17 protein-coding genes and 1 riboswitch are annotated in these 22,056 nt (G+C 65.9%); of the genes, 7 read left to right on the forward strand and 10 right to left on the reverse strand.

Annotated elements, in window-relative coordinates; all coding sequences use genetic code 11:
* Positions 1-115 precede the first annotated feature (115 nt).
* The 3 genes from RF641_RS16350 to RF641_RS16360 all read right to left on the reverse strand — a co-directional run bounded on the left by RF641_RS16350 (position 116) and on the right by RF641_RS16360 (position 4,338).
* Positions 116-1,780, reverse strand: a complete 1,665-nt coding sequence (locus tag RF641_RS16350) for a thiamine pyrophosphate-binding protein (protein ID WP_047118305.1) — start codon at positions 1,778-1,780, stop codon at positions 116-118.
* Entirely contained in the window at positions 1,777-2,766 is a 990-nt protein-coding gene (speB, locus tag RF641_RS16355; protein WP_424573639.1) for an agmatinase, read from the reverse strand. Before speB ends, RF641_RS16350 begins: the two co-directional genes overlap by 4 nt.
* A gap of 216 nt (positions 2,767-2,982) precedes the next feature.
* Complete coding sequence (locus tag RF641_RS16360; protein WP_047118303.1) at positions 2,983-4,338, reverse strand: aminotransferase class III-fold pyridoxal phosphate-dependent enzyme; 1,356 nt, start codon at positions 4,336-4,338, stop codon at positions 2,983-2,985.
* Positions 4,339-4,419: 81 nt separating this feature from the next.
* On the opposite strand from RF641_RS16360, the gene RF641_RS16365 reads away from it, so the two are divergent.
* Entirely contained in the window at positions 4,420-5,928 is a 1,509-nt protein-coding gene (locus RF641_RS16365) for a PucR family transcriptional regulator ligand-binding domain-containing protein (protein ID WP_424573640.1), read from the forward strand.
* 66 nt (positions 5,929-5,994) lie between these two features.
* On the opposite strand, the gene RF641_RS16370 is transcribed toward RF641_RS16365, so the two are convergent.
* The 3 genes from RF641_RS16370 to RF641_RS16380 form a co-directional block, all read right to left on the reverse strand.
* A complete protein-coding gene (locus tag RF641_RS16370) occupies positions 5,995-7,524 on the reverse strand; it encodes an APC family permease (protein ID WP_424573641.1) in 1,530 nt (509 codons plus the stop codon).
* 134 nt (positions 7,525-7,658) lie between these two features.
* On the reverse strand, positions 7,659-8,084 hold the full coding sequence (locus RF641_RS16375) for a hypothetical protein (protein ID WP_424573642.1): 426 nt from the start codon (positions 8,082-8,084) through the stop codon (positions 7,659-7,661).
* Between the two features lie 148 nt (positions 8,085-8,232).
* Positions 8,233-8,796, reverse strand: coding sequence for a helix-turn-helix domain-containing protein (locus RF641_RS16380; protein ID WP_053797390.1), 564 nt, complete (start codon positions 8,794-8,796; stop codon positions 8,233-8,235).
* A gap of 201 nt (positions 8,797-8,997) precedes the next feature.
* Here RF641_RS16380 and RF641_RS16385 point away from each other — a divergent pair, with 201 nt between their 5' ends.
* From RF641_RS16385 to RF641_RS16395, 3 genes are all read left to right on the forward strand, one after another.
* A complete protein-coding gene (locus RF641_RS16385) occupies positions 8,998-9,597 on the forward strand; it encodes a DinB family protein (RefSeq protein WP_424573643.1) in 600 nt (199 codons plus the stop codon).
* Between the two features lie 74 nt (positions 9,598-9,671).
* Positions 9,672-9,785: riboswitch (SAM riboswitch) on the forward strand.
* A 15-nt stretch (positions 9,786-9,800) separates the two neighbouring features.
* Positions 9,801-10,067 carry a hypothetical protein gene (locus RF641_RS16390; RefSeq protein WP_053797389.1) on the forward strand — a complete coding sequence of 89 codons (267 nt, stop codon included), beginning with the start codon at positions 9,801-9,803 and terminating at the stop codon, positions 10,065-10,067.
* A 55-nt stretch (positions 10,068-10,122) separates the two neighbouring features.
* Complete coding sequence (locus tag RF641_RS16395; RefSeq protein ID WP_047118298.1) at positions 10,123-11,226, forward strand: VIT1/CCC1 transporter family protein; 1,104 nt, start codon at positions 10,123-10,125, stop codon at positions 11,224-11,226.
* A 69-nt stretch (positions 11,227-11,295) separates the two neighbouring features.
* Here the strand turns inward: RF641_RS16395 and RF641_RS16400 are convergent, their stop codons facing one another.
* Positions 11,296-12,474, reverse strand: a complete 1,179-nt coding sequence (locus RF641_RS16400; RefSeq protein WP_120990155.1) for an LOG family protein — start codon at positions 12,472-12,474, stop codon at positions 11,296-11,298.
* An 87-nt stretch (positions 12,475-12,561) separates the two neighbouring features.
* Between RF641_RS16400 and RF641_RS16405 the strand changes: the two genes are divergently transcribed.
* Positions 12,562-15,912 (forward strand): DEAD/DEAH box helicase, encoded by a 3,351-nt coding sequence (locus RF641_RS16405; RefSeq protein ID WP_053797387.1) that lies wholly within the window; start codon positions 12,562-12,564, stop codon positions 15,910-15,912.
* A gap of 113 nt (positions 15,913-16,025) precedes the next feature.
* The gene (locus RF641_RS16410) at positions 16,026-16,358 is read left to right on the forward strand and encodes a hypothetical protein (protein ID WP_047118296.1); all 333 of its coding nucleotides are present in this window, start codon (positions 16,026-16,028) and stop codon (positions 16,356-16,358) included.
* 184 nt (positions 16,359-16,542) lie between these two features.
* On the opposite strand, the gene sucD is transcribed toward RF641_RS16410, so the two are convergent.
* The 3 genes from sucD to pcrA form a co-directional block, all read right to left on the reverse strand.
* Positions 16,543-17,445 carry a succinate--CoA ligase subunit alpha gene (gene sucD / locus RF641_RS16415; protein ID WP_047118295.1) on the reverse strand — a complete coding sequence of 301 codons (903 nt, stop codon included), beginning with the start codon at positions 17,443-17,445 and terminating at the stop codon, positions 16,543-16,545.
* A 16-nt stretch (positions 17,446-17,461) separates the two neighbouring features.
* Entirely contained in the window at positions 17,462-18,634 is a 1,173-nt protein-coding gene (gene sucC / locus RF641_RS16420; protein ID WP_047118294.1) for an ADP-forming succinate--CoA ligase subunit beta, read from the reverse strand.
* A 242-nt stretch (positions 18,635-18,876) separates the two neighbouring features.
* Positions 18,877-21,258 carry a DNA helicase PcrA gene (gene pcrA / locus RF641_RS16425; RefSeq protein ID WP_424573644.1) on the reverse strand — a complete coding sequence of 794 codons (2,382 nt, stop codon included), beginning with the start codon at positions 21,256-21,258 and terminating at the stop codon, positions 18,877-18,879.
* A gap of 88 nt (positions 21,259-21,346) precedes the next feature.
* On the opposite strand from pcrA, the gene RF641_RS16430 reads away from it, so the two are divergent.
* Positions 21,347-22,012, forward strand: a complete 666-nt coding sequence (locus RF641_RS16430; protein ID WP_424573645.1) for a hypothetical protein — start codon at positions 21,347-21,349, stop codon at positions 22,010-22,012.
* Positions 22,013-22,056 lie beyond the last annotated feature (44 nt).

The raw sequence follows: 22,056 nt of genomic DNA on the forward strand, positions 1-22,056 counted from the left end.
CCTGTGTTTTGAACTCTCATCGGGCATAACCAGATTGGTGTGCGTCTCGTGGGCTGGGAGATGTGTAAAAGAGACAGGCACCCGTACGGGTGCCGCCCCTGGCCGCATTTCGGCGCTAGAGGTGGGTCGGCGCGAACATCTTCAGCAGCGTCTTGACCACCACGACGTTCGGGCCCTGCGCCGCGAAGGATTCGCGCAGCGCCTGCCCGACATCCTGCGGCTGCACCTCGCGGGCTGGGACGCCGAAGGACTTCGCCAGCGCGACGAAGTCGGGGCGGGCCAGTTCCGTGGCGGTGGCCTTGCCGAAAGCCCCTTCCATGTATTCGCGCAGGATGCCGTAGCCGCCGTCGTCCACGATCAGCCAGGTCACCGGCGCCTCATGCTGCTTGGCGGTGGCCAGCTCCGCGATGGAGTACATGGCCGAGCCGTCGCCGCTGACCGCCAGCACCCGCTCGCCCAGGCCGATCGCCCCGCCGATGCCCGCCGGGAAGCCGAAGCCCAGGCCGCCGGCGCCCTGCGCTGAATGGAACTGCCCCTGCCGCGAATCCCAGCAGCTCCAGCCCCAGTAGGCGGAAATCGTCATGTCCCAGAAGGTCTGCATATCCGCCGGAACCGCCTCGCGGATGTCCGCCATGAAACGGCGCTCCAGGCCCAGGTCCTGGGCATCCAGCCGGGCTTCGACCTTGGCCAGGGTGTCGGCTACGACCTCTTGCGGGCTGCGCCCGCGCCACTCGGCGCGGGCGGCGAAGCCTTCCCGGCGCAGCTGCGCGTTCAGGAAGTCCAGCGCCGCCCCGGCGTCCGCGCGGATGCCCAGGGCCGGGGTGTTCGACTCCAGCACCCGCGGTTCCGCGTCGATCTGGATCAGCCGGCCGCGCGGGGCCAGGGTGAAGTAGTTGCTTGACACCTCGCCCAGCGAGGAGCCGATGACCACCAGCACGTCCGCGTCCTCCAGGACCTCGGAGACGTATCGGTCCTCCACCCAGGACTGCAGCGAAAGCTCGTGCTCCCAGGGGAAGGCGCCGTTGCCGCCGGGGGTGCACAGCACCGGAGCCTGCAGCGTCTGGGCCGCTTCGAGCAGCTGGGCCCGGGCCTTGGCGCGGCGCACGCCGCCGCCTGCCACGATCACTGGGCGCTTGGCCTCGGACAGCCAGCGCACCGCCTCCTCGATGAGTTCCACGCGCGGCGGATGCTCGTAGGCCTCGGCCAGGGCGTCGCGCACCGGAGGCACCATGACCGGGGCCAGCAATACGTCCTGCGGCACCTCCACCCAGACCGGGCCCATGGGCACCGTGATAGCCCTGGCCCAGGCGTCCTGGATGGCCGAGGGGATGCCGGAGGCGTGGTGCACCGTCTGCTGGAACTTGGTGACGTTCGCGGCCGAGGCCTTCTGATCGTCGAGCTGGTGCAGCATGCCCTTGCGGCGCGCGCCCAGTCCGTCCAGCGGGATCTGGCTGGCGATCACGACCATCGGCACGCCGGTGGCATAGGCCTCCTGCAACCCGGCCAGCGAGGTCAGCGCGCCGGGACCGGTGGACAGGAACAGCACCCCGACCTCGTCGGTGGCCCGCGAATAGCCGTCGGCCGCGAAGGCGGAGTTGTTCTCCACGCGCGAGGAGACGAAGTGCAGCTCGGAGCGCGAGAGCGCGTCGAAAAGCCCCAGCGCGTGCTGCCCGGGGATGCCGAACACGGTTTTCGCGCCCAGCGCGGTGAGCGTCTCGATGACCAGGTCGCCGCCGTTGCGCTGCGCGGTGCCTTGTACGGTGTCCTGTACGGCGGTCATCGGGCGTTCACCCCGCCACGGCTGCGGAAGTCGCTGATCAGGGAGATCAAGTCGTAGGTGACATGGCTGGCGGCCACGCCGGTCATCTCGGCATGGTCGTAGGCCGGGCAGACCTCCACGATGTCCGCGCCGACGATGTTCAGCCCGCGCAGCCCGCGCAGGATCTCCAGCAGCTCGCGGCTGGTGATGCCGCCGGCTTCCGGGGTGCCGGTGCCCGGGGCGTGGGCAGGATCCAGCACATCGATGTCCACCGAGATGTACAGCGGGCGGTTGCCGATGCGCACCCGCAGCTTGTCAACGATCTCGCGCACGCCCTGGTAGTAGACATCCGAGCTGGTCACGATGCCGAAGCCGAAGCGCTTGTCGTCCTCCAGGTCCTTCTTGCCGTAGAGCGGGCCGCGGGTGCCGACGTGGCAGATGGCCTCGGTGTCCAGGATGCCTTCCTCCACCGCGCGGCGGAACGGGGTGCCGTGGGTGTATTCGGCGCCGAAGTAGGTATCCCAGGTGTCAAGGTGCGCGTCGAAATGCAGCATCGCCACCGGGGCGCCGGCGCGCTGGGCGGCCGCGCGCAGCAGCGGCAGCGCGATGGTGTGGTCGCCGCCCAGGGTCACCAAGGTGGAGCCGTCGGCGGTCAGTTCCAGCGCCTCGTGCTCGATGGTCTCGATGGCCTCGTGGATGTTGAACGGGTTCACCGCCATGTCCCCCGCGTCGGCGACCTGGCTCTGCGCGAACGGCGAGGTGTCGGTGGCCGGGTTGTAGGGGCGGATCAGGCGCGCGGATTCGCGCACGTGGTTGGCGCCGAAGCGGGCCCCTGGACGGTAGGAGACCCCGGTGTCGAAGGGGATGCCGACGATCTTGATGTCGGCCTGCTGCACCTGGTCCAGGCGGGGCAGGCGGGCGTAGGTGCCGGCACCCGCATAACGCGGAATCTGGGCCGCGTTGATGGGACCCAGGTTGCCGTTCTCTTCAATCCTGATTTCCTTCATGGGAGCATCCTTCCGACAACCCGGACCAGTCCGCAACTAGTTGTCTAATATGAAACTTCAGTTTCCTATTATGCTATTTTGCGATCTGCGCCACGTCAAGGCGCTGGCCGCCGCGAAACTCCGGAGTCCCCGAAACTTCCCGACGCAACAAAAGGGACCGGCTCCGCCGTCCCGGTCAGGGGCGGCGGAGCCGGTCCGCAGGCCAGCGGCGGGCGGTTAGCCGGCCAGCTCGACGATGTTCTGCGCAAGCACCTCAAGTCCGTCGCGCAGCAGCGCTTCGCCGATGACCAGCGGCGGCAGCAGGCGCAGCACGTTGCCGTGGGTGCCGCAGGTCAGGGTCAGCACACCCTGGGCGTGGCAGGCCTTGGACACGGCGGCGGCGAGCTCCGGACGCGGGGCCAAGGTGCCGCGGTCGGCGAACTCGACCGCCAGCATGGCGCCGCGGCCGCGGACCTGGGCCACCACAGCGGTGGATTCAAGCAGCGGCTCCAGCACTTCGCGGGCCACGCGCTCGATCAGTTGGGCGTTTTCCAGCAGGCCGCCGTCCTCGAACTGCTCGAAGACCGCCAGCGCGGCTTCGCAGGCCAGCGGGTTGCCGGCGTAGGTGCCGCCCAGGCCGCCGGCGTGCGGGGCATTGAGCAGCTCGGTGCGCCCGGTGACCGCGGACAGCGGGACGCCGTTGGCCAGTGCCTTGGCGGTGAGGATCAGGTCGCCGGCCACACCTTCGTGCTCGGAGGCGAACAGCGTGCCGGTGCGGCCCATGCCAGCCTGGATCTCGTCGATGACCAGCACGATGCCGTACTTGTCGGCCAGCTGGCGCAGGCCCGGGATGAAGCCGGCCATCGGGACGATGAAGCCGCCCTCGCCCTGGATCGGCTCGATCACCATGGCGGCGAAGCTGCCCGGGTCGTTCTCGATGAGCGTTGCCTCCACGGAGGCCAGCGCCGCTTCGACGCCGCCCTCGACAGCGGGGCGCAGCGGGTTGGCCGACGCGGCGCGGATGACATGCTCCGGCATCGGGCCGAAGTTCAGCTTGTACGGGTTGACCTTGGCGGTCATGCCCATGGTCAGCAGCGAGCGGCCATGGTAGGCCTCGTCGAAGACCAGGACGTTGGCGCGGCCGGTGGCGGCGCGGGCGATCTTGACAGCGTTTTCCACGGCTTCGGCGCCGGTGGAGAACAGTGCGGTGCGCTTGTCGAAGTCGCCCGGGGTGTTGCGGTTCAGCCAGTCGCAGACCTGGGTGAAGGACTCGTATTCGGTGACCATGAAGCAGGTGTGGGTGAAGGCTTCCAGCTGCTTGGCCACGCGCTGCGCCACGCGCCGGTTGGAGGCGCCCAGCGAGGTCACGGCGATGCCTGAGGCGAAGTCGATCAGGCGGTTGCCGTCGACGTCCTCGATGATGCCGCCGTCGGCGCGGGAGACGAAGACCGGCAGGGTGATGCCCAGGCCGCTGCTGACCTGCTGCACACGTTCCTCGTGGAGCTGGGTGGAGCGCGGTCCCGGAATGGCGGTGGCCAGGTAGCGGGTCTGGGTCAGCGTTTCGGCGTCGCGCGCCGCAAGAGTTTCGGTCATGCATCCAACGATAGAAATCCATGTGACACGCGTCATTAGCTTTTATGTCCAACGAGCGGTAAATGATTGGATAATTTACCCATGATTACCTTGCTGCAGCTGGGGTCAGAGCTCGGAAACGAGTTTTTCCCCGCCGATTCGACCACCTTCAGCGCCGCCCCGGTCACCGGCGTGCACATTTCCGAGCTGGAGGATCCCACCACCTATCTGGAGGGTGGCGAACTGCTGCTGACCACCGGCATGCCCTTCGGCCATTCGGCCACCGCCTCGCTGGCCTACATGCAGCGGCTGAAGGACAAGGACGTCAAGGCGTTGGGCCTGGGTCTCGGCCCGTGGCTGGACACGGTTCCGCAGCACGTGATCGACGCCTGCCGGCAGACCGGAGTGGAACTGGGCATCGTTCCGGACGGCGCGCCCTTCCAGAGCGTTTCGCGTGCCTATTGGCGGCTCTCGGCCAGGGACGACACGGTGAACCTGATGAGCTCCTTGGGCACCCAGACCGCGCTGGCGCGGGCCGCGATCCGTTCCGATGCCATCAACGCGGTGGTGCGCGGGCTGGCGCAGGCGCTGGGCGGCTGGGCCGCGTTCCTCCCTGACGACCCGCAGCCGGCCACCGTTTACCCCGCTTCCGCGCAGGGCTTCGTGCCCCTGCTGCGTCAGGAGTCGCAGCGTTTCCCGCGCACCGGCATGCCCTCGGCGTCCACCTTCGGCATCAACGGCCAGGCCGTGGTGCTGTATCCGATCCTGGCCGGGACCAGGATCCACGGCTTCCTGGGGGTGGGCTCGGGACGCACGCTGACCAAGGCCGACCGGCAGATCATCATGACCGTGTGCATGCTGCTCTCGCTGCGCGCCCGCCAGCGTGAGCTGATGGTCAGCACGAATGCGGCCCTGGGCGGAGCCACCGCCAAGCTGCTGCTGCACGGGCAGCCTGAATCCGCCCGGCTGGTTGCCCAGGAGGCTGGCATGGACGAGTTGCCCTCCCGGGTCAGGGTCCTGGCGCTGTCCGTGGGCGACGAGGCCGAGGCCCGCTCCGCAATCCAGTCCCTCGGCGCGCTGCCGGCGAGCGCCGCGCTGCCTCCGGTGGCGGACGCCGCGGCACGCTGCCAGCTGCGCTTCACGGATGATGCGGTGCTCTACCTGCTGCTGGACGAAGCCCAGCTGGGCAAGGCCCCTGCCGCCCCGGCGCAGGAACCGGAGGCCGGGGCCAGGGAGATCGCGCGGAGCCTGCGTGCGGTACTCTCCGCCCCGCTCACGCTGGCCGAGCTGCCGGCGAATCTTCCGGCGCTGCGCCAGGCGCTGTCCGGCGCCCCGGCCGGGGAGCTGAGCGACGCCGGGGCGGACTTCGACGCCAGCGCGCAGACGTGGGTGGAGGCGCTGGCCGCCTACACCCGTGCCGACCTGCTGTCGGCCGTCACCCAGTACCTGCGCCACCGCGGGCATTGGGAGGACGCCTCGCGCGCGCTGGGCATCCACCGCAATTCGCTGCGCCACCGCATCACCGTGGCCGGGGACCTGCTGGGCATCGATCTGGATGACCCGGATATCTCGGCGTCGCTCTGGCTGGCGCTGCGCCGCAACCAAGGCTGAGCCGGACCGGCAAGCCCTGCGGCGCGGCAAAGCCCCGACCTTCCGGTCGGGGCTTTCCCGTCGGTTTTAGCGTTTCGCGTTGGTTGCCTGCCGGCGTCGCCCCCTGCGGGAGGTGGCGGCCGCGCCGTCGGGTCCGATCGCGCCCAGCTTGGACTGCTGGCGGATGCTCAGCAGGTGCAGCAGTTCCTCTTCGGCATTCTCGCCGGGCTGGACGCCACGCGGGACCCGGAACAGGAAGAACGTTCCCAACACCCACCATGCGGCGAACAGGGCCCACGGCTGCCAGGTGATGGCCGCCGGCATGCCCGGCAGGTACAGGGAGATCAGGCCGGCGCAGAAGAGCACCGACATCACGCCGATCACCTGGCCGAAGTTGCCCTTGCCGCCGATGCGCAGCGGGCGGTCCATCTGCGGTTCGCGGCGGCGCAGGATCAGGAAGGCCACGCCCACCAGCAGGTAGGCCACGACGATGGACGGTGAACCGGAATCGACCAGCCAGCCGAGCATCGCGGTGCCGAAGAACGGAGCCAGCACGGACAGACCGCCGATGAACAGCAGCGCGTGGTGGGGGGTGCGGTACTTCGGGTGCAGCACGGCGAACCAGCGCGGCAGCATGCCGGAGGTGGCCATGGCGTACATCAGGCGCGAGGCGCCCATGAGCAGCGAGTTCCAGGAGGTCAGGATGCCCGCGATGCCGCCGGCAATCAGGATCTTGGCCATGATCTCGGAGTTGAACAGCGCGCCCATGGCGTCCGCGGTGGCCATCTCGGAACCGGCGATCGCCGCCGGGCCCAGGCCCGAGGAGGTGGCCAGCACCACCATCACGTACCAGGCGGTGGCGATCAGCACGGAGATCACCACGTACTTGCCGATCTTGCGCGGCGGGATGTCGCATTCCTCGGCGGACTGCGGGATGACGTCGAAGCCGACGAACATGAACGGAACTACGATCATGACCCCGAAGAACCCGGCCAGCCCGTTGTCGAAGAACGGTTCCATATTGGCCGATTCGCCGCTGGCGAAGGAGCCGGTGAGCAGCATCGCGCCGATGATGAACAGGAAGAGCACCACGAAGGTCTGCACCAAGCCGGCGGTCTTGATGCCGCGGATATTGATCCAGGTGATCACCACGGCGCCCAGCACGCCCACCAGGGCCCAGGTCAGGTAGACCTCGGAGCCGGCGATGTCCCAGAGCTTGATCTGCGAGAGGTTGGGGAAGATGTACTGCACCGACTTGGGCAGCGCGACCGCTTCGAAGGCGACGATGGTGATGTAGCCGCCGACGATGGCCCAGGACCCGGCGAAGGACCAGCGGGCACCCATGGCGCGCAGCAGGTAGTTGTGCTCTCCGCCGGCCTTGGGCATGGCCGCGACGAGCTCGGCGTAGGTCAGGCCGACGACCGCCATGATGCCGCCGCCGACCAGCATGGCCAGCGAAGCGCCGATCGGGCCGGCGGTGGTGATCCAGTCACCGGTGAGCACCACCCAGCCGAAGCCGATCATGGCTCCGACGCCGATGGCCAGTGCGTCCCACTTGCCGAGAACCTTTTTGAGTCCTGGCTCAGCGCCCTGCTGGTTCGCCGCTGCTTGCGTCATGGCAACCCCTTTCAAAATAATGATGTGGATCACATTACGAAAGAGGCGGGGAGAAATCCTTGGACGAATAAACCAAAGGGAAAGTCAAAAGTTCCAAAGAACGCGGCGCGGGATAGCGCCCTTCCGGCCGATGATCAGGCTTTTTTCGCCGAGATGGCACCCTTGACCATCGCGCGGTCGACTTCGTGGATTCCCAGGCAGAATCCGACCGAAAGGATGATCGACTTGATGGTCAGCTCGCTGATGTCGTCGGGAACATAGACCAGCTGCACCGGTCCGGCTAGGACGATCAGGACCAGAGCCCAAATGCTGTAGGCCCAGGACGTCCGGGCCTCCATCATTTCCGGATGCCGCGCCCGGCGGCGGATCGTGCGCACACCCAGCACGATGATGACGACCGCGAGAATGGCGGCGCCGAGGAAAAAGAAGTTGCGCTGGGTCCGCAGCCACGCAAGGGTCGATCCGACCAGGATGCCGACCAGGGCCGAAGCCCACCAGCTGATGGAGCGCAATTCGTGCGGTTTGGACTCCGCGCTTCCGGTGGATTTACCAGTCGCCATTGCACTCCTTCCTGTCTTCACTAGCCTGCCTGCGTCGGCGGGCACTATTCCAAGAATACGCGGTGCAGTGGTCAGCCGTGAACGCGGCGCCTCTTCGCGGCAGGCTCTGTCCGGGGAGTCACACCACACCGGGAGCCACTGCACAGACTCAGAGAATCAGGGTCCAGAGCACCACGGCAGGTTCATCGCCGGGGTTTTCCCAGCTGTGCGGTTCCCGCCCCGGAAAGGTCATGGTGTCCCCCGCAGCGAGCTCGACCACCCGTTCGGGCAGCACCAGCGTGAACACCCCGGAGGCCACGTGCAGCACTTCGAGCTCGCAATCCACCGAATACAGTTCGTTCTCCCCCTTGCCCCGGGGTTCCACTTCGGCGCGAATGACCTGGACGCGCTTTTCGCCGCGCGGGGTGACCAGCTTCTCGGTGATGCCCGAGCCTCCCAGCGAGATGCGCGGCGCATCCCCCAGTCGCACCAAAGTCGTGTCCGGTACTTCGAACAGGGTCCCGACCTCGATCCCCAGCACCTCGCAGAGCTTGAGCAGCGTGGAGACCGACGGACTGGTCAAGTCGCGTTCGACGCGGGAAAGAAACCCCTTGGTCAACCCGGAAAGCTCGGCGACCTGGTCGATCGTCATGTGCTGCTGCTGGCGGACGCCGCGCAGCCGTGCTCCGATGTTGATTGACGAGCCTGAGGGTTCGACGGGCAGAGCTTTCATCCGTGGGGCACCTGGACCTGTTCACTCGAAGGATAGGCAGCGACCGCGGGAGTGTACTTCTGCCGGCCGCTCTGCGTCCCCAGTTTACCAATACGCAACTTCCGGCCAACCGGAACGGGAGAATATGACACCTTGGCTTCGGTGGCTTCCCATTTCCTGAAGCTGGTTCCCCGAACCGTGGCCTGCATCTACACTCGGTCCATGGACGACACCCCGAACAGCACCGTGGCCAGGCTGCGCGAATACCTGAACGACGCGCGGCAGGCAGTCATCTTCAAAAGCCGGCAGCTCGGCGAGGAGCTGGCCCGCCAACCCATGACCCCCACCGGCACGCACGTGCTGGGCGTCGTGCACCACCTGGCGATCACCGAGTACGGCTACTTCGGTGCGTGCCTCAATCGGCCGGTCAACGACTCCTACGTCCAGCAGCTGCTGGACATCGACGACCCGCAGGCGGATTTCATTCCGCCAGCCGATGCCAGCGCGCAGCAGGTCATCGAGCTCTACCAGCGGGCCATCGCCTTCGCCGAGGCCGGGTTCGACCAGCTGGAGCTCGCCTCCCCGGCCGAAGTCCCCTGGTGGGTCCGCCACCGGCACACCACCCTGGAACATCTCATGGTGCACATGATCGCAGAGACCTCGCGCCATGCAGGCCATCTGGACATCGTCCGCGAGCTGCTGGACGGGCAGGTCGGGCTGCGCGCGGAAGCGCCGAACCTGCCGGACTACACGCCCCGGCAATGGCAGGAGCAGCGCGACCGGCTGCAGCAGACCGCGCAGTCCAAGCGAGGCTCCGACTAGGGCTTCGCGCGGAGTTCATATTACGGAATGAAACTTCACGACTTAATATTGCGGCGGTAGCATCGACACTGTTGCTTCACGAGACGCGGCGCCAAGCTCCGACTGGCCGCGCACCAACCCCAGGTTCATGGGTGGTTCGGATGAAGAAGCGGTCCGGGCATCGACCGATGCGCGGGCAAGAGCTCAGCGAGAGTTGTCGTGTCATGGCATTTTCCGTCCTCCCCATCATCGATCTGCAGACCGGACAGGTGCAGTTCACCGTGCAGGACCGCTGGTACACCCGCTACATTTCAGACCCGGCGCACCTTGAGCGGCTGATCACCCGTTCCTCCCGGCGCCCGGTCTTCGATCCCGCGGCCGGCGAGCTGGTGGTGTTCGTGGCGTCCGCCGGGCAGCCCGATGGGCGCAGCCTTGCTTTTAGGCTTGCCAAATTCCCCGGCACCATCTCGCTGGCTAAACTGAGAGGCTGAACAGAATCCCGGGTTTCGTTGAGAAATCCCAAGCCGTAGGAGAGTCATCCTCGTGATGTCACACAGCCCCACGACTGAGCCCACCCCCGCCCAGATCCGCCGCTGGCGCAAGTACGTTGCGGACGAGGTCGCCGAAGGCGCCATCTACCGCGCGCTGGCCCAGAAGAAGACCGGACAGGAAAAGCAGATCCTGCTGGGACTGGCCGCGGCGGAAGAACGCCATGAGGAATACTGGCGCACCAAGCTCGGGGCGCATGCCCGCCCGGTGCGTCCCTCGCTGCGTCGCAGCTTCCTGCGTTTCCTCGCCCTGAGCTTCGGCTCGGTGTTCGTGCTCGCGCTGGCGCAGCGGGCCGAAAGCAGCACCCCCTACGCGACCGATGCCGACGCGTCGCCGCAGATGGCCGCCGACGAGCAGGTCCACGAGGAAGTCGTCCGCGCCCTGGCCACCGCGGGCCGCGCGCAGCTGTCGGGCAACTTCCGTGCCGCGGTCTTCGGCGCCAACGACGGCCTGGTCTCCAACCTGGCCCTGGTCATGGGCATCGGGGCGACCGGTGTTTCCTCCGGACTGGTGCTGTTCTCCGGCATCGCCGGCCTGCTGGCCGGCGCGCTGTCCATGGCCGCCGGCGAATACGTCTCCGTGCGTTCGCAGCGCGAGCTGCTCACGGCTTCGCGTCCCACTCAGGTGACGCTGACCGCCGCCCCTGACCTGGATTTGGACGCCAATGAACTGGTGCTCATCTACAAGGCCCGCGGCATGACCGACGAGGATGCCGAGCACCGCGCTGCAGAACGCATGGGCCTGTTCACCTGCGACTGCAACCCGTCCTTCTCGCTGAACCCGGAAGCCCGGGCCGAAGAGCTGGCGAACGAGCACGAGGAACTGGGCTCGGCCACCGGCGCCGCGGCGACCTCCTTCTGCCTGTTCGCCTCCGGAGCGGTCATCCCGATCCTTCCCTACATCTTCGGCATGTCAGGCCTGGCTGCGATCATCACCTCGGTGCTGCTGGTCGGCGCCGCGCTGATGATCACCGGCGGCATTGTCGGGCTGCTGTCCGGGGCCTCGCCGATGAAGCGCGGCCTGCGCCAGCTGGCCATCGGCTGGGGCGCCGCCGCAGTCACCTACTGCCTCGGCTTGCTGTTCGGCACCAACGTGGCCTGAGCCCCGCCGGCTCGATGAGCCATTCCCACGGCCGCCGCCTGCTTCACCAGGCGGCGGCCGTTGCCGTTCTCAGAATCTGGTGCGCCGGCGCAGCGACTGCATGCCGCCGATGAATTCCACCGCTTCGGCCACCGAATCGACCAGGGCGATCTTGTCCTCCATGATCTGCTCGGCGGCCAGCGCCTTGAGCAGCTGCCAAGCCGGCAGTGTGCGGGTCCAATGCTCGCGGCCGACCAACACCAGTGGCACCACCCTGGCCCCGGTGGCGTAGTAGTTCTCGCAGGCGTCCTGGAAGATTTCCTGCACCGTGCCGGCGGAACCGGGCAGCACCACGATCCCGCCGTTGGATTGCTCCAGCAGCAGCGCCTCGCGGGTCGCGTTGGCGAAGAACTTGGCGATGTGCGTGGCGAACAGGTTCGGCGGTTCGTGCCCGAAGAACCAGGTCGGAACCCCCAGCGAGGTGCGTTCCGAGGGAAAGCGGGCCTTCACGGCGAGCGCGGTGCGCGCCCAGCCGGTGCGCCGGTGGATCGCGTCCGGTTCCGCCGCCAGCATCTGCAGGGCCGTGGAGATCTCCTCCCGCCCGCGGTCGGCCAGCCAGGCACCGGCGTTCGCCGCTTCCATGGCTCCCGGTCCCCCGCCGGTGGCCACGGCGTATCCGGCGCGGGTCAGCCGCGCCCCGAGGTCCAGCGCCTGCGCGTACTGCTCGGTGCCTCGGCTCAGGGCGTGCCCGCCCATGACTCCGATGATCGGGGTGTCCTTGAAGGCGCCGTCGTAGACCTCGGAGATCAGCGCCTGCCCCACGTGGTGGTCGTGCAGCGTCGCTGCCATCGCCTGGTCGTCGCTCAGCAGCTGGCGCGGACCGTGCTGCTGCGAGTAGGTGTAGATCCGCGCGTCCGGCACATGCTCATAGGTCTGCGTGCTGATTCCCTCGTACAGTTCCTCGGGGGTGTACAGCCCGCGGTCGCTGGTGCGGAAGGGCAGCTGCTCCCCCGAGTCCATGCACAACCCGCCGGTGCCCTGGACCAGGGCGCGGCCGGCTTCACTGAACTGGCAGTCGATGAACAGCGCCTCGGCCAGGTCCAGCGCGGCGAGCACCGTATCGCGCCCGCGCAGATCCACCCGGTGCACCCGCCAGCTGCGGCCGCGGGAGCGCTGGAAACCCAGCGCTTCGGCCGCCAAGCGGTCGAATTCCGCCAGTGAGGTGATGTTGACGGCGCGCGCCGGAAGATACGGCCAGACTTGGGACATGGCTCCACGCTACGTGACAGTTAGGGATTATTCACAGTAGGGGGCTCTCAACTTTCACGACGGGCCAGAACGTGAAACGATTAGCGGATGACTAATGCTGTTCCACCGACCATCGACGCAAGGCACCTGCTGGCGTTCTTGGGCAATGTTCCCTTCTTCCACGGCAAGAAACTCGCCGACGAAGCCAATGCCGTGGTCGATGTTGAATTCGATGAGTCATCGGGGCAGATCGAAGGCACCGTGTTTGCCGGCGGCGAGGACTTTTCGCCCATGGTCCAGCTGCGCCGCGGCGCCGCCGGCTGGGAAATCGACTCCGGCGAATGCAGCTGCGACACCCCCGGCATCTGCCCGCACATCGCGGCCCTGGTGCTGACCTCCAACAAGCTCTCCGGGCTGGCCAAGGTGGCCACCAAGATGGAGGAGAAGGTCGTCACCACCTGGTCCAAGCAGGCAGACACCTGGTACGCCGAACGCGAGCCGCGCCCCAGCGACGGGCTGGTCGGCTCCCCCAACGACCCGGTGGTGCCGATGGCGCTGCAGTTCCTGCTTTTCGACGCCAAGAACACCACCCAGCAGCAGCAATGGATGCCGACCGGCAAGCTGCCGCACGCCACCCACCGCAACCGCCGCTTCCGCCTGGGCGTGCGCCCCATGGTTCGCAACTCCGAGGGCCGTTGGGTGCGCGGCCAGCTGCGCTGGACCACCATTGGCTTCAAGACCTTCGGCTGGAACCTGCTGCGCGCGCAGCACCACTGGTTCTGCAGGTTCGCGGCGATGGCCCGCAGCAACACCCAGACCAACTTCAAGACCGACGAGGACTGGCTGTTCCTGGACGAGTACTCCTCGAACCTGCTCTGGCCGCTGCTCGATGAAGCCCATGAACTGGGCATCGAGCTGATCGGCACCCGCAACGACCTGTCGGTCCTGGTCGGCGGGCAATCCTGGACCGAAATGGTCGCGGACCTCGATGACGAGGACAACCTGCAGGTGCACGGCATCCTGCATGCCGCCGGCCACGACCTGACGCTGGAGGACTACAGCCCCGCCGGCACCATCGGCGACCACGGCTTCTACGTCCAGCTTGAGGACCCTGAGCAGATCCTGATCGCCCCGAGCCTGGACCGCCTCTCCGACAAGCAGCTGAACTGGTACGACTCGCACCAGCGGCTCCAGATTCCGGCGGCCGACCACCAGCTGTTCTTCGATACGGAGTATCCGCGCATGGCCCGCACTTTCGGCGTGCGCAGCATCTCCGAGGCCCTGGTTTTCCCTGAGCTGAAGCCCCCGTTCGTCCGCGCCAAGGTCGACTACAAGGTGGAGCAGACCGAGGAAGGCTCCAAGGAATCGGCCACCCTGGACTTCTCCATCAGCTACCCGGGGGTGGACGACGAGCACAAGCCCCACGACGCGGAGGCGGAGGGTTTCCTGCGCGCAGCGGTCAACGAGGTCTTCGAGCAGGTCATGGGTGTCGGCAACCCCGACTTGTCCCCCAAGTTCTACTCCGGCGAGCAGATGATCGCCTTCGTCTCCGACCTGGTTCCCGCCCTGGGCGCGCTGAAGACCGTCAAGCTGGAGGAAACCGGGCCGCGCCCGGTCTACCGCCAGCTGCGCGAGCTGCCCAAGCTGAAGATCAACGCCGTGGACCACGAACGCAACGACTGGCTGGATCTGGGCCTGCTGATCTCCGTCGGCTCCCATGAGGTGCCCTTCGCGGACATCGTGAAGGCGATGACCAATGGCGCCATGAAGCTGAAGCTGCCGGACAACTCGTGGTTCTCCCTGGACCAGCCGATCTTCGCCAAGCTCAAGGCGCTGGTGGACGAGGCCCAGGCGCTGAACGACAAGCCGAAGGACGCCGATCTGAAGCTCTCGGTCTTCCAGATCTCTTTGTTCGAGGAACTGGACGAGCTGGCCGAGGGAATCGACGGGGCCGACCTGTTCATCGGGCGCATGCGTTCGCTGCTGCGCGTCGCCGAAGGCGGCCAGGCCTCCGTGCCGGACACCCTGCAGGCCACCCTGCGCCCCTACCAGGTCGACGGCTTCCGCTGGCTGGCTCGCCTCTACCAGGGCGGCTTCGGCGGCATCCTGGCCGATGACATGGGCCTGGGCAAGACCCTGCAGACCATTGCCCTGGTCCTGCACGCCCACCAGCTGTGGGAGGACCCCGAGGCCTGCGCCGAGCTGCCGCCGGCCCAGCGGGTGCGCGCACCGTTTTTGGTGGTCGCCCCGAGCTCCGTGGTCTCTAACTGGGAGATGGAGGTCCGCCGCTTCGCGCCGAGCCTGCGCGTTATCAGCATCGATTCCACGCTGGGCGACGCCCGTCAGCTGCGCGAGCTGGCCGAAGGCTACGACGTGGTGCTCACGACCTACACGCTGCTGCGCCTGAACGACGAGATCTACGAGTCCCAGCGCTTCGCCGGGCTGATCCTGGACGAGGCCCAGTTCGTGAAGAACCGCTCGACCAAGGCCCACCGCACCGCGGTGAACCTGCAGACCAGCTTCAAGCTGGCGGTGACCGGCACCCCCATGGAGAACAACCTCTCCGAGCTCGGCGCGCTGCTGTCGCTGACCTCCCCGTCGCTGTTCATGAACGTCAGCCGCTTCAACCGGCAGTTCGCCCGCCCCATCGAGGTGCTGGGCGACAAGGACACCCTGGCCCTGCTGCAGCGCCGCGTGAAGCCGTTCATGCTGCGCCGCACCAAGGAATCCGTGGTGCTGGACCTGCCGGCCAAGCAGGAGCAGCAGGTGCTGGTGCGCTTGTCCGACGAGCACCAGCACATCTACGACACCCACCTGAACCGCGAACGCCAGAAGATCCTGCACCTGGTCGAGGACCTGGACAAGAACCGCTTCACCATCTTCCAGTCGCTCACGCACCTGCGCATGCTCGCGCTGGAGCCCTCGCTGGTGGACCCGGAGCTGGCCGAGGTGCCCGGATCCAAGCTCGAGGCGCTATTCGACCAGCTCGACGACGTGCTGAACGAGGGCCACCGCGCCCTGGTGTTCAGCCAGTTCACCTCCTACCTGAAGGTGCTGGCCGGGAAGCTGACCGCACGCGGGATCAAGTTCGTCTACCTGGACGGCAGCACCCGCAACCGCGCCGAGGTGATCGAGCAGTTCAAGGAGGGCGAAGCTCCGCTGTTCCTGATTTCGCTGAAGGCCGGCGGTTTCGGGCTGAACCTGACCGAGGCCGACTACTGCTTCCTGCTTGACCCGTGGTGGAACCCCGCCGTGGAGGCCCAGGCGATCGACCGTACCCACCGCATCGGCCAGACGCGCCAGGTGATGGTCTACCGCATGATCTCCAAGGGGACCATCGAGGAGAAGGTCGTGGCCCTGCAGGATTCCAAGCGGAAGCTGATCAACACCGTCATGGACGAGGCCGATGGCTTCTCCAAGGCACTGACCGCGCAGGACATCCGGGGCCTGCTCGAGTAACAGGTTGATTAACTCTTCGTGGTTTAGCAGGCGCTTACCAGCAAGACGCGATATATTCAATATGCCACCTCATGTGCGTTACGCCACACCGGACGCACAAGTAGGGCACCCCCATGGAGGTCTTCTTCAGGGGGCAGCGCAAGATGAAGGCGGTTATAACCGTGTCCCTGATCAAATCGGAGACTCTGAGTACACCGAGCGACGACTGGATGAACGCTTCGGTGACGACGGAAGCAGATCGTGTGGTGATTGAAACCGAGCAGGAGCGCCTGCTCCTGGAGAACGACCGGCTTCTGGAAAAAATCCGGAAGGTCCTAGCTTCTCCGCTGGATGAGATTTTCTACAACCCGAAGCACCGGATGCTGTTGATTCCGGGCGCCTTCGCGGTCATTGGATCCTCATTCCTGAGGGTGGACACCGAGGCCGCGACCGGCCTGCGGGGCTAAGCTCCCCGCGCACCGCATTACCCCCGGGCCGGCATCCCAGACCCGGCTTGGGGCTGTTTCCCAAATCTTTGATCCGTCGCCACAACGCCGTGGAGACGGAAAATGGCCGCCTGCGCCACGGTAATCCCGTGGCACAGGCGGCCATTACGCTCTCACCCGGGTTATCCGGGCTTCGAAGCCTCGCTTAGAGGGCTGCGAAAACTTCGCGCAGCAGGCGTGCGGTCTCCGAAGGAGTCTTGCCCACCTTCACGCCGGCAGCTTCCAGTGCTTCCTTCTTGGCCTGGGCAGTGCCAGCCGAGCCGGAAACGATGGCGCCTGCGTGGCCCATGGTCTTGCCCTCAGGGGCGGTGAAGCCTGCCACGTAGCCGACAACCGGCTTGGTGACGTTGGCCTTGATGTATTCGGCTGCGCGCTCCTCGGCGTCGCCGCCGATTTCGCCGATCATCACGATGGCCTTGGTTTCCGGATCCGCCTCGAACGCAGCCAGGGCGTCGATGTGGGTGGTGCCGATGACCGGGTCGCCGCCGATGCCGATGGCGGTGGAGAAGCCCAGGTCGCGCAGTTCGTACATCATCTGGTAGGTCAGGGTGCCGGACTTGGAGACCAAGCCGATCGGGCCCTTGCCGGTGATGTTGTTCGGGGTGATGCCGACCAGCGCCTCGCCCGGGGTGATGATGCCTGGGCAGTTAGGGCCGATGATGCGGGTGATCTGGTTGCCGTCGGCGTCGACCTTGGACTGGGCCAGGGCCCAGAACTCAGCCGAGTCCTGCACCGGCACGCCTTCGGTGATGACCACAACGAGGCCGACCTCGGCCTCGATGGCCTCGACCACTGCATCCTTGGTGAACTTCGGCGGAACGAAGACGATCGACACGTCAGCGCCGGTCTCGGCCTTGGCCTCTGCCACGGTGCCGTAGACCTTGATCTCCTGCTCGCCGTGGGTCACGGTGGTGCCGGCCTTGCGTGCGTTCACGCCGCCGACGATGTTGGTGCCGGCCTTGAGCATCAGGGCGGTGTGCTTGGTGCCTTCGCCGCCGGTGATGCCCTGGACGATGACCTTGGAGTCCTTGTTCAGGTAAATGCTCATTGTTCGCTTATCCCTCTTACTTCGCTGCGTTGGCGAGCTCGGCGGCCTTGTCGGCGCCCTCGTCCATGGTTGCTGCCAGGGTCACCAGTGGGTGGTTGGCTTCGGCCAGGATGGCGCGGCCTTCTTCAACGTTGTTGCCGTCCAGGCGGACAACCAGCGGCTTGTTCGCTGCGTCACCCAGGGTGTTCAGCGCGCCGACGATGCCGTTGGCCACTGCGTCGCAAGCGGTGATGCCGCCGAAGACGTTGACGAACACGGACTTGACCTGCGGGTCGTTCAGGATGACGTCCAAGCCGTTGGCCATGACCTCAGCCGAGGCGCCGCCGCCGATGTCCAGGAAGTTCGCCGGCTTCACGTCACCGTGGTTCTCGCCAGCGTAGGCGACGACGTCCAGGGTCGACATGACCAGGCCTGCACCGTTGCCGATGATGCCCACTTCGCCGTCCAGCTTGACGTAGTTCAGGCCTGCAGCCTTGGCCTTGGCCTCCAGCGGATCGGCTGCGCCCTTGTCCTCGAGCTCTTCGTGAGCCGGGTGGCGGACCTCGGAAGCGTTGTCATCCAGGGAGACCTTGCCGTCCAGTGCGACGATGTCGCCTGCACCGGTCTTCACCAGTGGGTTGACCTCAACGAGGGTTGCATCCTCTTCCTTGAAGACGGTCCACAGCTTCTGCAGGGTCTCTTCGACCTTGGCGCGCAGTTCCTCGGCGAAACCGGCAGCTGCGACGATCTCGGCGGCCTTTTCGGCGTCGATGCCGACCAGCGGATCCACTGCAACGCGAGCCAGCGCCTCCGGGCGCTCCTCTGCCAGCTGCTCGATCTCCATGCCGCCCTCGACGGAGCACATGGCCAGGTAGTTGCGGTTTGCGCGGTCCAGCAGCACGGAGAAGTAGAATTCCTCGGCGATGTCCGCACCCTGTGCGATCATGACCTTGTTCACGGTGTGGCCCTTGATGTCCATACCGAGAATGTTCGATGCGTGCTCGAAAGCCTCGTCTGCGGTCTTGGCAACCTTAACGCCGCCAGCCTTGCCGCGGCCGCCAACCTTGACCTGAGCCTTAACGACTACGACGCCGCCGATCTTCTCAGCTGCTGCCTTGGCTTCTTCAGGGGTGTAAGCGACGATACCGGCAAGCACGGGTACGCCGTGTGCCTCGAATAGATCGCGCGCCTGGTACTCATACAGGTCCACGGGTTTGTGTCCTTCGTTCGAAGTTCATGCTGACTCGCGGCACAGTCACGGACCAGTGTCCGCGCCGTACCCAAAGAGAGCGCACCGCAACCAAACAGACGCCGAAACGGCGTCTTAGCCCGTGCGCATTTCTCAGACTATCCTTACTTTCGCGATCTTCCCACTTTTACAAGTTGTAGAGATTCCGCGCATTTCTCCGATTGGCTATCGCTGTGACCAAGCCAATATCGCAATGGGGTTGACTACTCGACAATTTCGAGGGGCGCGTACCGAAGCAGGAGTCGTTTCTCAGAATCCGGAAATTGGACCTTGGCCACGGTTTTGTCGCCAGCGCCTTCCAGGGCGACGACTGTGCCCAAGCCAAAGGCCGTATGCTTGACCGACTGCCCGACCTTAGGGATCACGATCTCCTTGTTCTGCACCACACGCTGCTTCGACACCGGAGCGGCGTTGTGCCCGCGGACAGTATTGTTCGCCACCGACGAACCTGCTCCCCAATGGCTTCCGCGCTCGTAGCGGCTCGTGGCGAAATTCACCGAGCTGGAACCGAAGGACAAGCCCGGGCCGAAGGACGATCCCTCGCGTTTCCAGTCGATCAGCTGGGAGGGCACTTCTTCCAGGAACTGGCTGGCGGGGTTGTACTGCGCCTGTCCCCAGAGGCTTCGCTGCTCGGCGCGCGTCAGGTAGAGGCGCTCGCGGGCGCGGGTCAGCCCCACGTAGGCCAGGCGGCGCTCTTCGGCCAGTTCCTTTTCATCGGTCATGGAGCGCTGGTGCGGGAAGACGCCGTGCTCCATGCCGGTCAGGAACACGACCGGGAATTCAAGGCCCTTGGCCGTATGCAGGGTCATCAAGGTCACCATGCCCTCGCGTGCCGCCATGGCTGCGCCCTCGTCATCGCTCGGGGCTTCCGGGATCTGGTCTGCGTCAGCCACCAGCGCGACCCGTTCAAGGAATCCTGCCAGGCCGCCCTCCGGTTCGTCGTTGACGTAGTCGCGTACGACGGCGACCAGTTCCGCGAGGTTCTCAACCCGGGACTCGTCTTGCGGGTCGCTGGAGGAACGCAGGGTTTCGAGGTATCCGGTCTGCTCAAGCACTGCTTCCAGCGCTTCGGCCGGGCCCGAGCCTTCGGCCACGATCTGCAGGTCGTCCATGAGCGCCACGAAAGCCGCGGTCATCTTAATGCCCCGGGTGCCCAGGCCCGGAGCCTCGTCCGAGCGGCGCAGCGCTTCCATGAAGGAGATGCGCTCGCGCTCCGCCAGCGCGGCGACGGCGCCTTCGGCGCGGTCGCCGATGCCGCGTTTCGGCTCGTTGAGGATGCGCCGGACGTTGATGTCGTCTTCCGGGTTCACCAGGGCGCGCAGGTATGCCAACGCATCCTTGATCTCCTTGCGGTCGTAGAAGCGGGTTCCGCCGACCACCCGGTATTTCAGATCGACGCGCATCAGCTGCTCTTCAAGCGCGCGCGACTGGGCATTGGTGCGATAGAAGATGGCGATGTCGCCGGGGCGTACGTCTTCGTCGTCGTTCAGCCGCAGGATCTCCTCGGCGATCCAGCGGGCTTCGTCCGACTCGGACTCCCCCACGTAGCCGACGATTTGCTCGCCGTCGCCGCTGGCGGTCCACAGGCGCTTGTCGTTGCGGTCCGGGTTGAGCTTGATGACCTCGTTGGCAGCGGTCAGGATGTTCTGCGTGGAACGGTAGTTCTGCTCCAGCTTGATCGTCGCCGCGTTCGGGTAGTCCTTCTCGAACTCGATGATGTTCCGGATGTCGGCGCCGCGGAAGGCGTAGATGGACTGGTCCGAATCGCCCACCACTGTCAGTTCGCCCGGAGGGGTCTTCCCGTCGGGCCCGGTGAGTTCGCGAACCAGCGAATACTGGGCGTGGTTCGTATCCTGGTATTCGTCGATCAGCACATGGCGGAAGCGGCGGCGGTAGTTGTCCGCCACGGCCGGGAACGCGCGGAACATGTAGACGACCTGGCCGATCAAGTCGTCGAAGTCCAACGCGTTCGCCGCCCGCAAGCGCTGGGTGTAGCCGCGGTAGACCTCGGAGACGGCCCGGGAGAAGGGGTCGTTCGTGTTGATGGTGGCCGCGTAGTCCTCGTCGTCGATCAGCTCGTTCTTCAACGAGGAGATCTTGTGCGCGATCGCCTTGGGCGTGAAGCGCTTCGGGTCGATCTCCAACCCCTTGGAAACCAGGGTGATCAGTCGCAGCGAATCCGCCGAGTCGTAGATCGAGAAGTTCGACTTCAAGCCGATGGTGGCAGCTTCGCGGCGCAGGATGCGCACGCACGACGAGTGGAACGTGGAGATCCACATCTTCTTCGCCTGGTCCTCGCCGATGAGCTCGGCGGCGCGTTCGCGCATTTCGGCGGCGGCCTTGTTGGTAAAGGTGATGGCCAGGATTTCATGCGGGCGCGAACGCCCCGTTGCCAGCAGGTACGCAATTCGATGGGTCAGCACACGCGTCTTGCCCGAGCCGGCGCCGGCGATGATCAGCAGCGGGCCCCCTGCATAGCGCACGGCCTCTTCCTGCTGCGGGTTCATGCCTACCAGCAGTTCGTCCGCGGTCGGCAAAGCCCGAGGTGAGGGTTCAGGAGCGAAGTCATCAAAAAGGAAATCCATGGTGTAGCCAGTCTACGTGCCGCATTGGACAGTATCGTGATGCCGGCCGAGCGAACCGGGACACAGCCTACCGGGCATAATGGAAGGTATGGCAAAGAAGGTCAGGAAGTCCAAGGAATACCGCAAACCCTCCCAGTTCGTCGAACAGCAGGGTGAGGCTCTGGACCGGAAGCTGAACAAATACAACGTTCAAAGCACTTCCCACGAGAACAAATCCAATCCCATGCTGCTGATCTCCGCTGGATTGGCCATCAGTCTTTTTCTGTTTATCTATCTCCATGGGATGGCGTTGAGCCAGATGACCGATCTCAGCAACAACCTGTCCATGCCGGACCAGCGGGTCTTCGGCTACACGGTGGAGGATATTGAAGCGCTGCGCAGCGCCATGGACGAGGACGCCCGGGGGCAGCTGAACTACGTTCACAAGACCGCCGGCATACTCTTCCCGCTGTTCACCGCCGCCATGAGCATGCTGCTGTTCATCCGCTGGATTCCGAACCGCCGGACCCGGTTGCTGGCGTGGTGCGCCCCCTTGGGGTTCGCCGTGGCGGATATCGTGGAGAACTTCGCTATCGATACCCTGTTCACCGCCAACGAGGTGACTGCCGGAGCGGTCATGTTCGCATCGATCCTCACCACGATTCGTTGGGCGTTGCTGATCATCACCGCTGGGTTGATCATCGGGCTCGGCCTTTCCCGGGCCAACCGGTCGTTGAAGCGCAAGATGGCCGAGGTCCGCGACCAGAGCTCCTAGCGTGGCAGCGTGGTTCACGACAGCAAGTACCTAGTAGGATAGTC

It is taken from the genome of Arthrobacter sp. 'calajunan', assembly GCF_046940185.1.
GTDB lineage: Bacteria > Actinomycetota > Actinomycetes > Actinomycetales > Micrococcaceae > Glutamicibacter > Glutamicibacter soli.

Coding starts and splice junctions, on each gene's coding strand:
- RF641_RS16350 (WP_047118305.1), bottom strand. CDS start 1,780: ATGACCGCCGTACAGGACACCGTACAAGGCACCGCGCAGCGCAACGGC.
- speB (WP_424573639.1), bottom strand. CDS start 2,766: ATGAAGGAAATCAGGATTGAAGAGAACGGCAACCTGGGTCCCATCAAC.
- RF641_RS16360 (WP_047118303.1), bottom strand. CDS start 4,338: ATGACCGAAACTCTTGCGGCGCGCGACGCCGAAACGCTGACCCAGACC.
- RF641_RS16365 (WP_424573640.1), top strand. CDS start 4,420: ATGATTACCTTGCTGCAGCTGGGGTCAGAGCTCGGAAACGAGTTTTTC.
- RF641_RS16370 (WP_424573641.1), bottom strand. CDS start 7,524: ATGACGCAAGCAGCGGCGAACCAGCAGGGCGCTGAGCCAGGACTCAAA.
- RF641_RS16375 (WP_424573642.1), bottom strand. CDS start 8,084: ATGGCGACTGGTAAATCCACCGGAAGCGCGGAGTCCAAACCGCACGAA.
- RF641_RS16380 (WP_053797390.1), bottom strand. CDS start 8,796: ATGAAAGCTCTGCCCGTCGAACCCTCAGGCTCGTCAATCAACATCGGA.
- RF641_RS16385 (WP_424573643.1), top strand. CDS start 8,998: ATGGACGACACCCCGAACAGCACCGTGGCCAGGCTGCGCGAATACCTG.
- RF641_RS16390 (WP_053797389.1), top strand. CDS start 9,801: ATGGCATTTTCCGTCCTCCCCATCATCGATCTGCAGACCGGACAGGTG.
- RF641_RS16395 (WP_047118298.1), top strand. CDS start 10,123: ATGTCACACAGCCCCACGACTGAGCCCACCCCCGCCCAGATCCGCCGC.
- RF641_RS16400 (WP_120990155.1), bottom strand. CDS start 12,474: ATGTCCCAAGTCTGGCCGTATCTTCCGGCGCGCGCCGTCAACATCACC.
- RF641_RS16405 (WP_053797387.1), top strand. CDS start 12,562: ATGACTAATGCTGTTCCACCGACCATCGACGCAAGGCACCTGCTGGCG.
- RF641_RS16410 (WP_047118296.1), top strand. CDS start 16,026: ATGGAGGTCTTCTTCAGGGGGCAGCGCAAGATGAAGGCGGTTATAACC.
- sucD (WP_047118295.1), bottom strand. CDS start 17,445: ATGAGCATTTACCTGAACAAGGACTCCAAGGTCATCGTCCAGGGCATC.
- pcrA (WP_424573644.1), bottom strand. CDS start 21,258: ATGGATTTCCTTTTTGATGACTTCGCTCCTGAACCCTCACCTCGGGCT.
- RF641_RS16430 (WP_424573645.1), top strand. CDS start 21,347: ATGGCAAAGAAGGTCAGGAAGTCCAAGGAATACCGCAAACCCTCCCAG.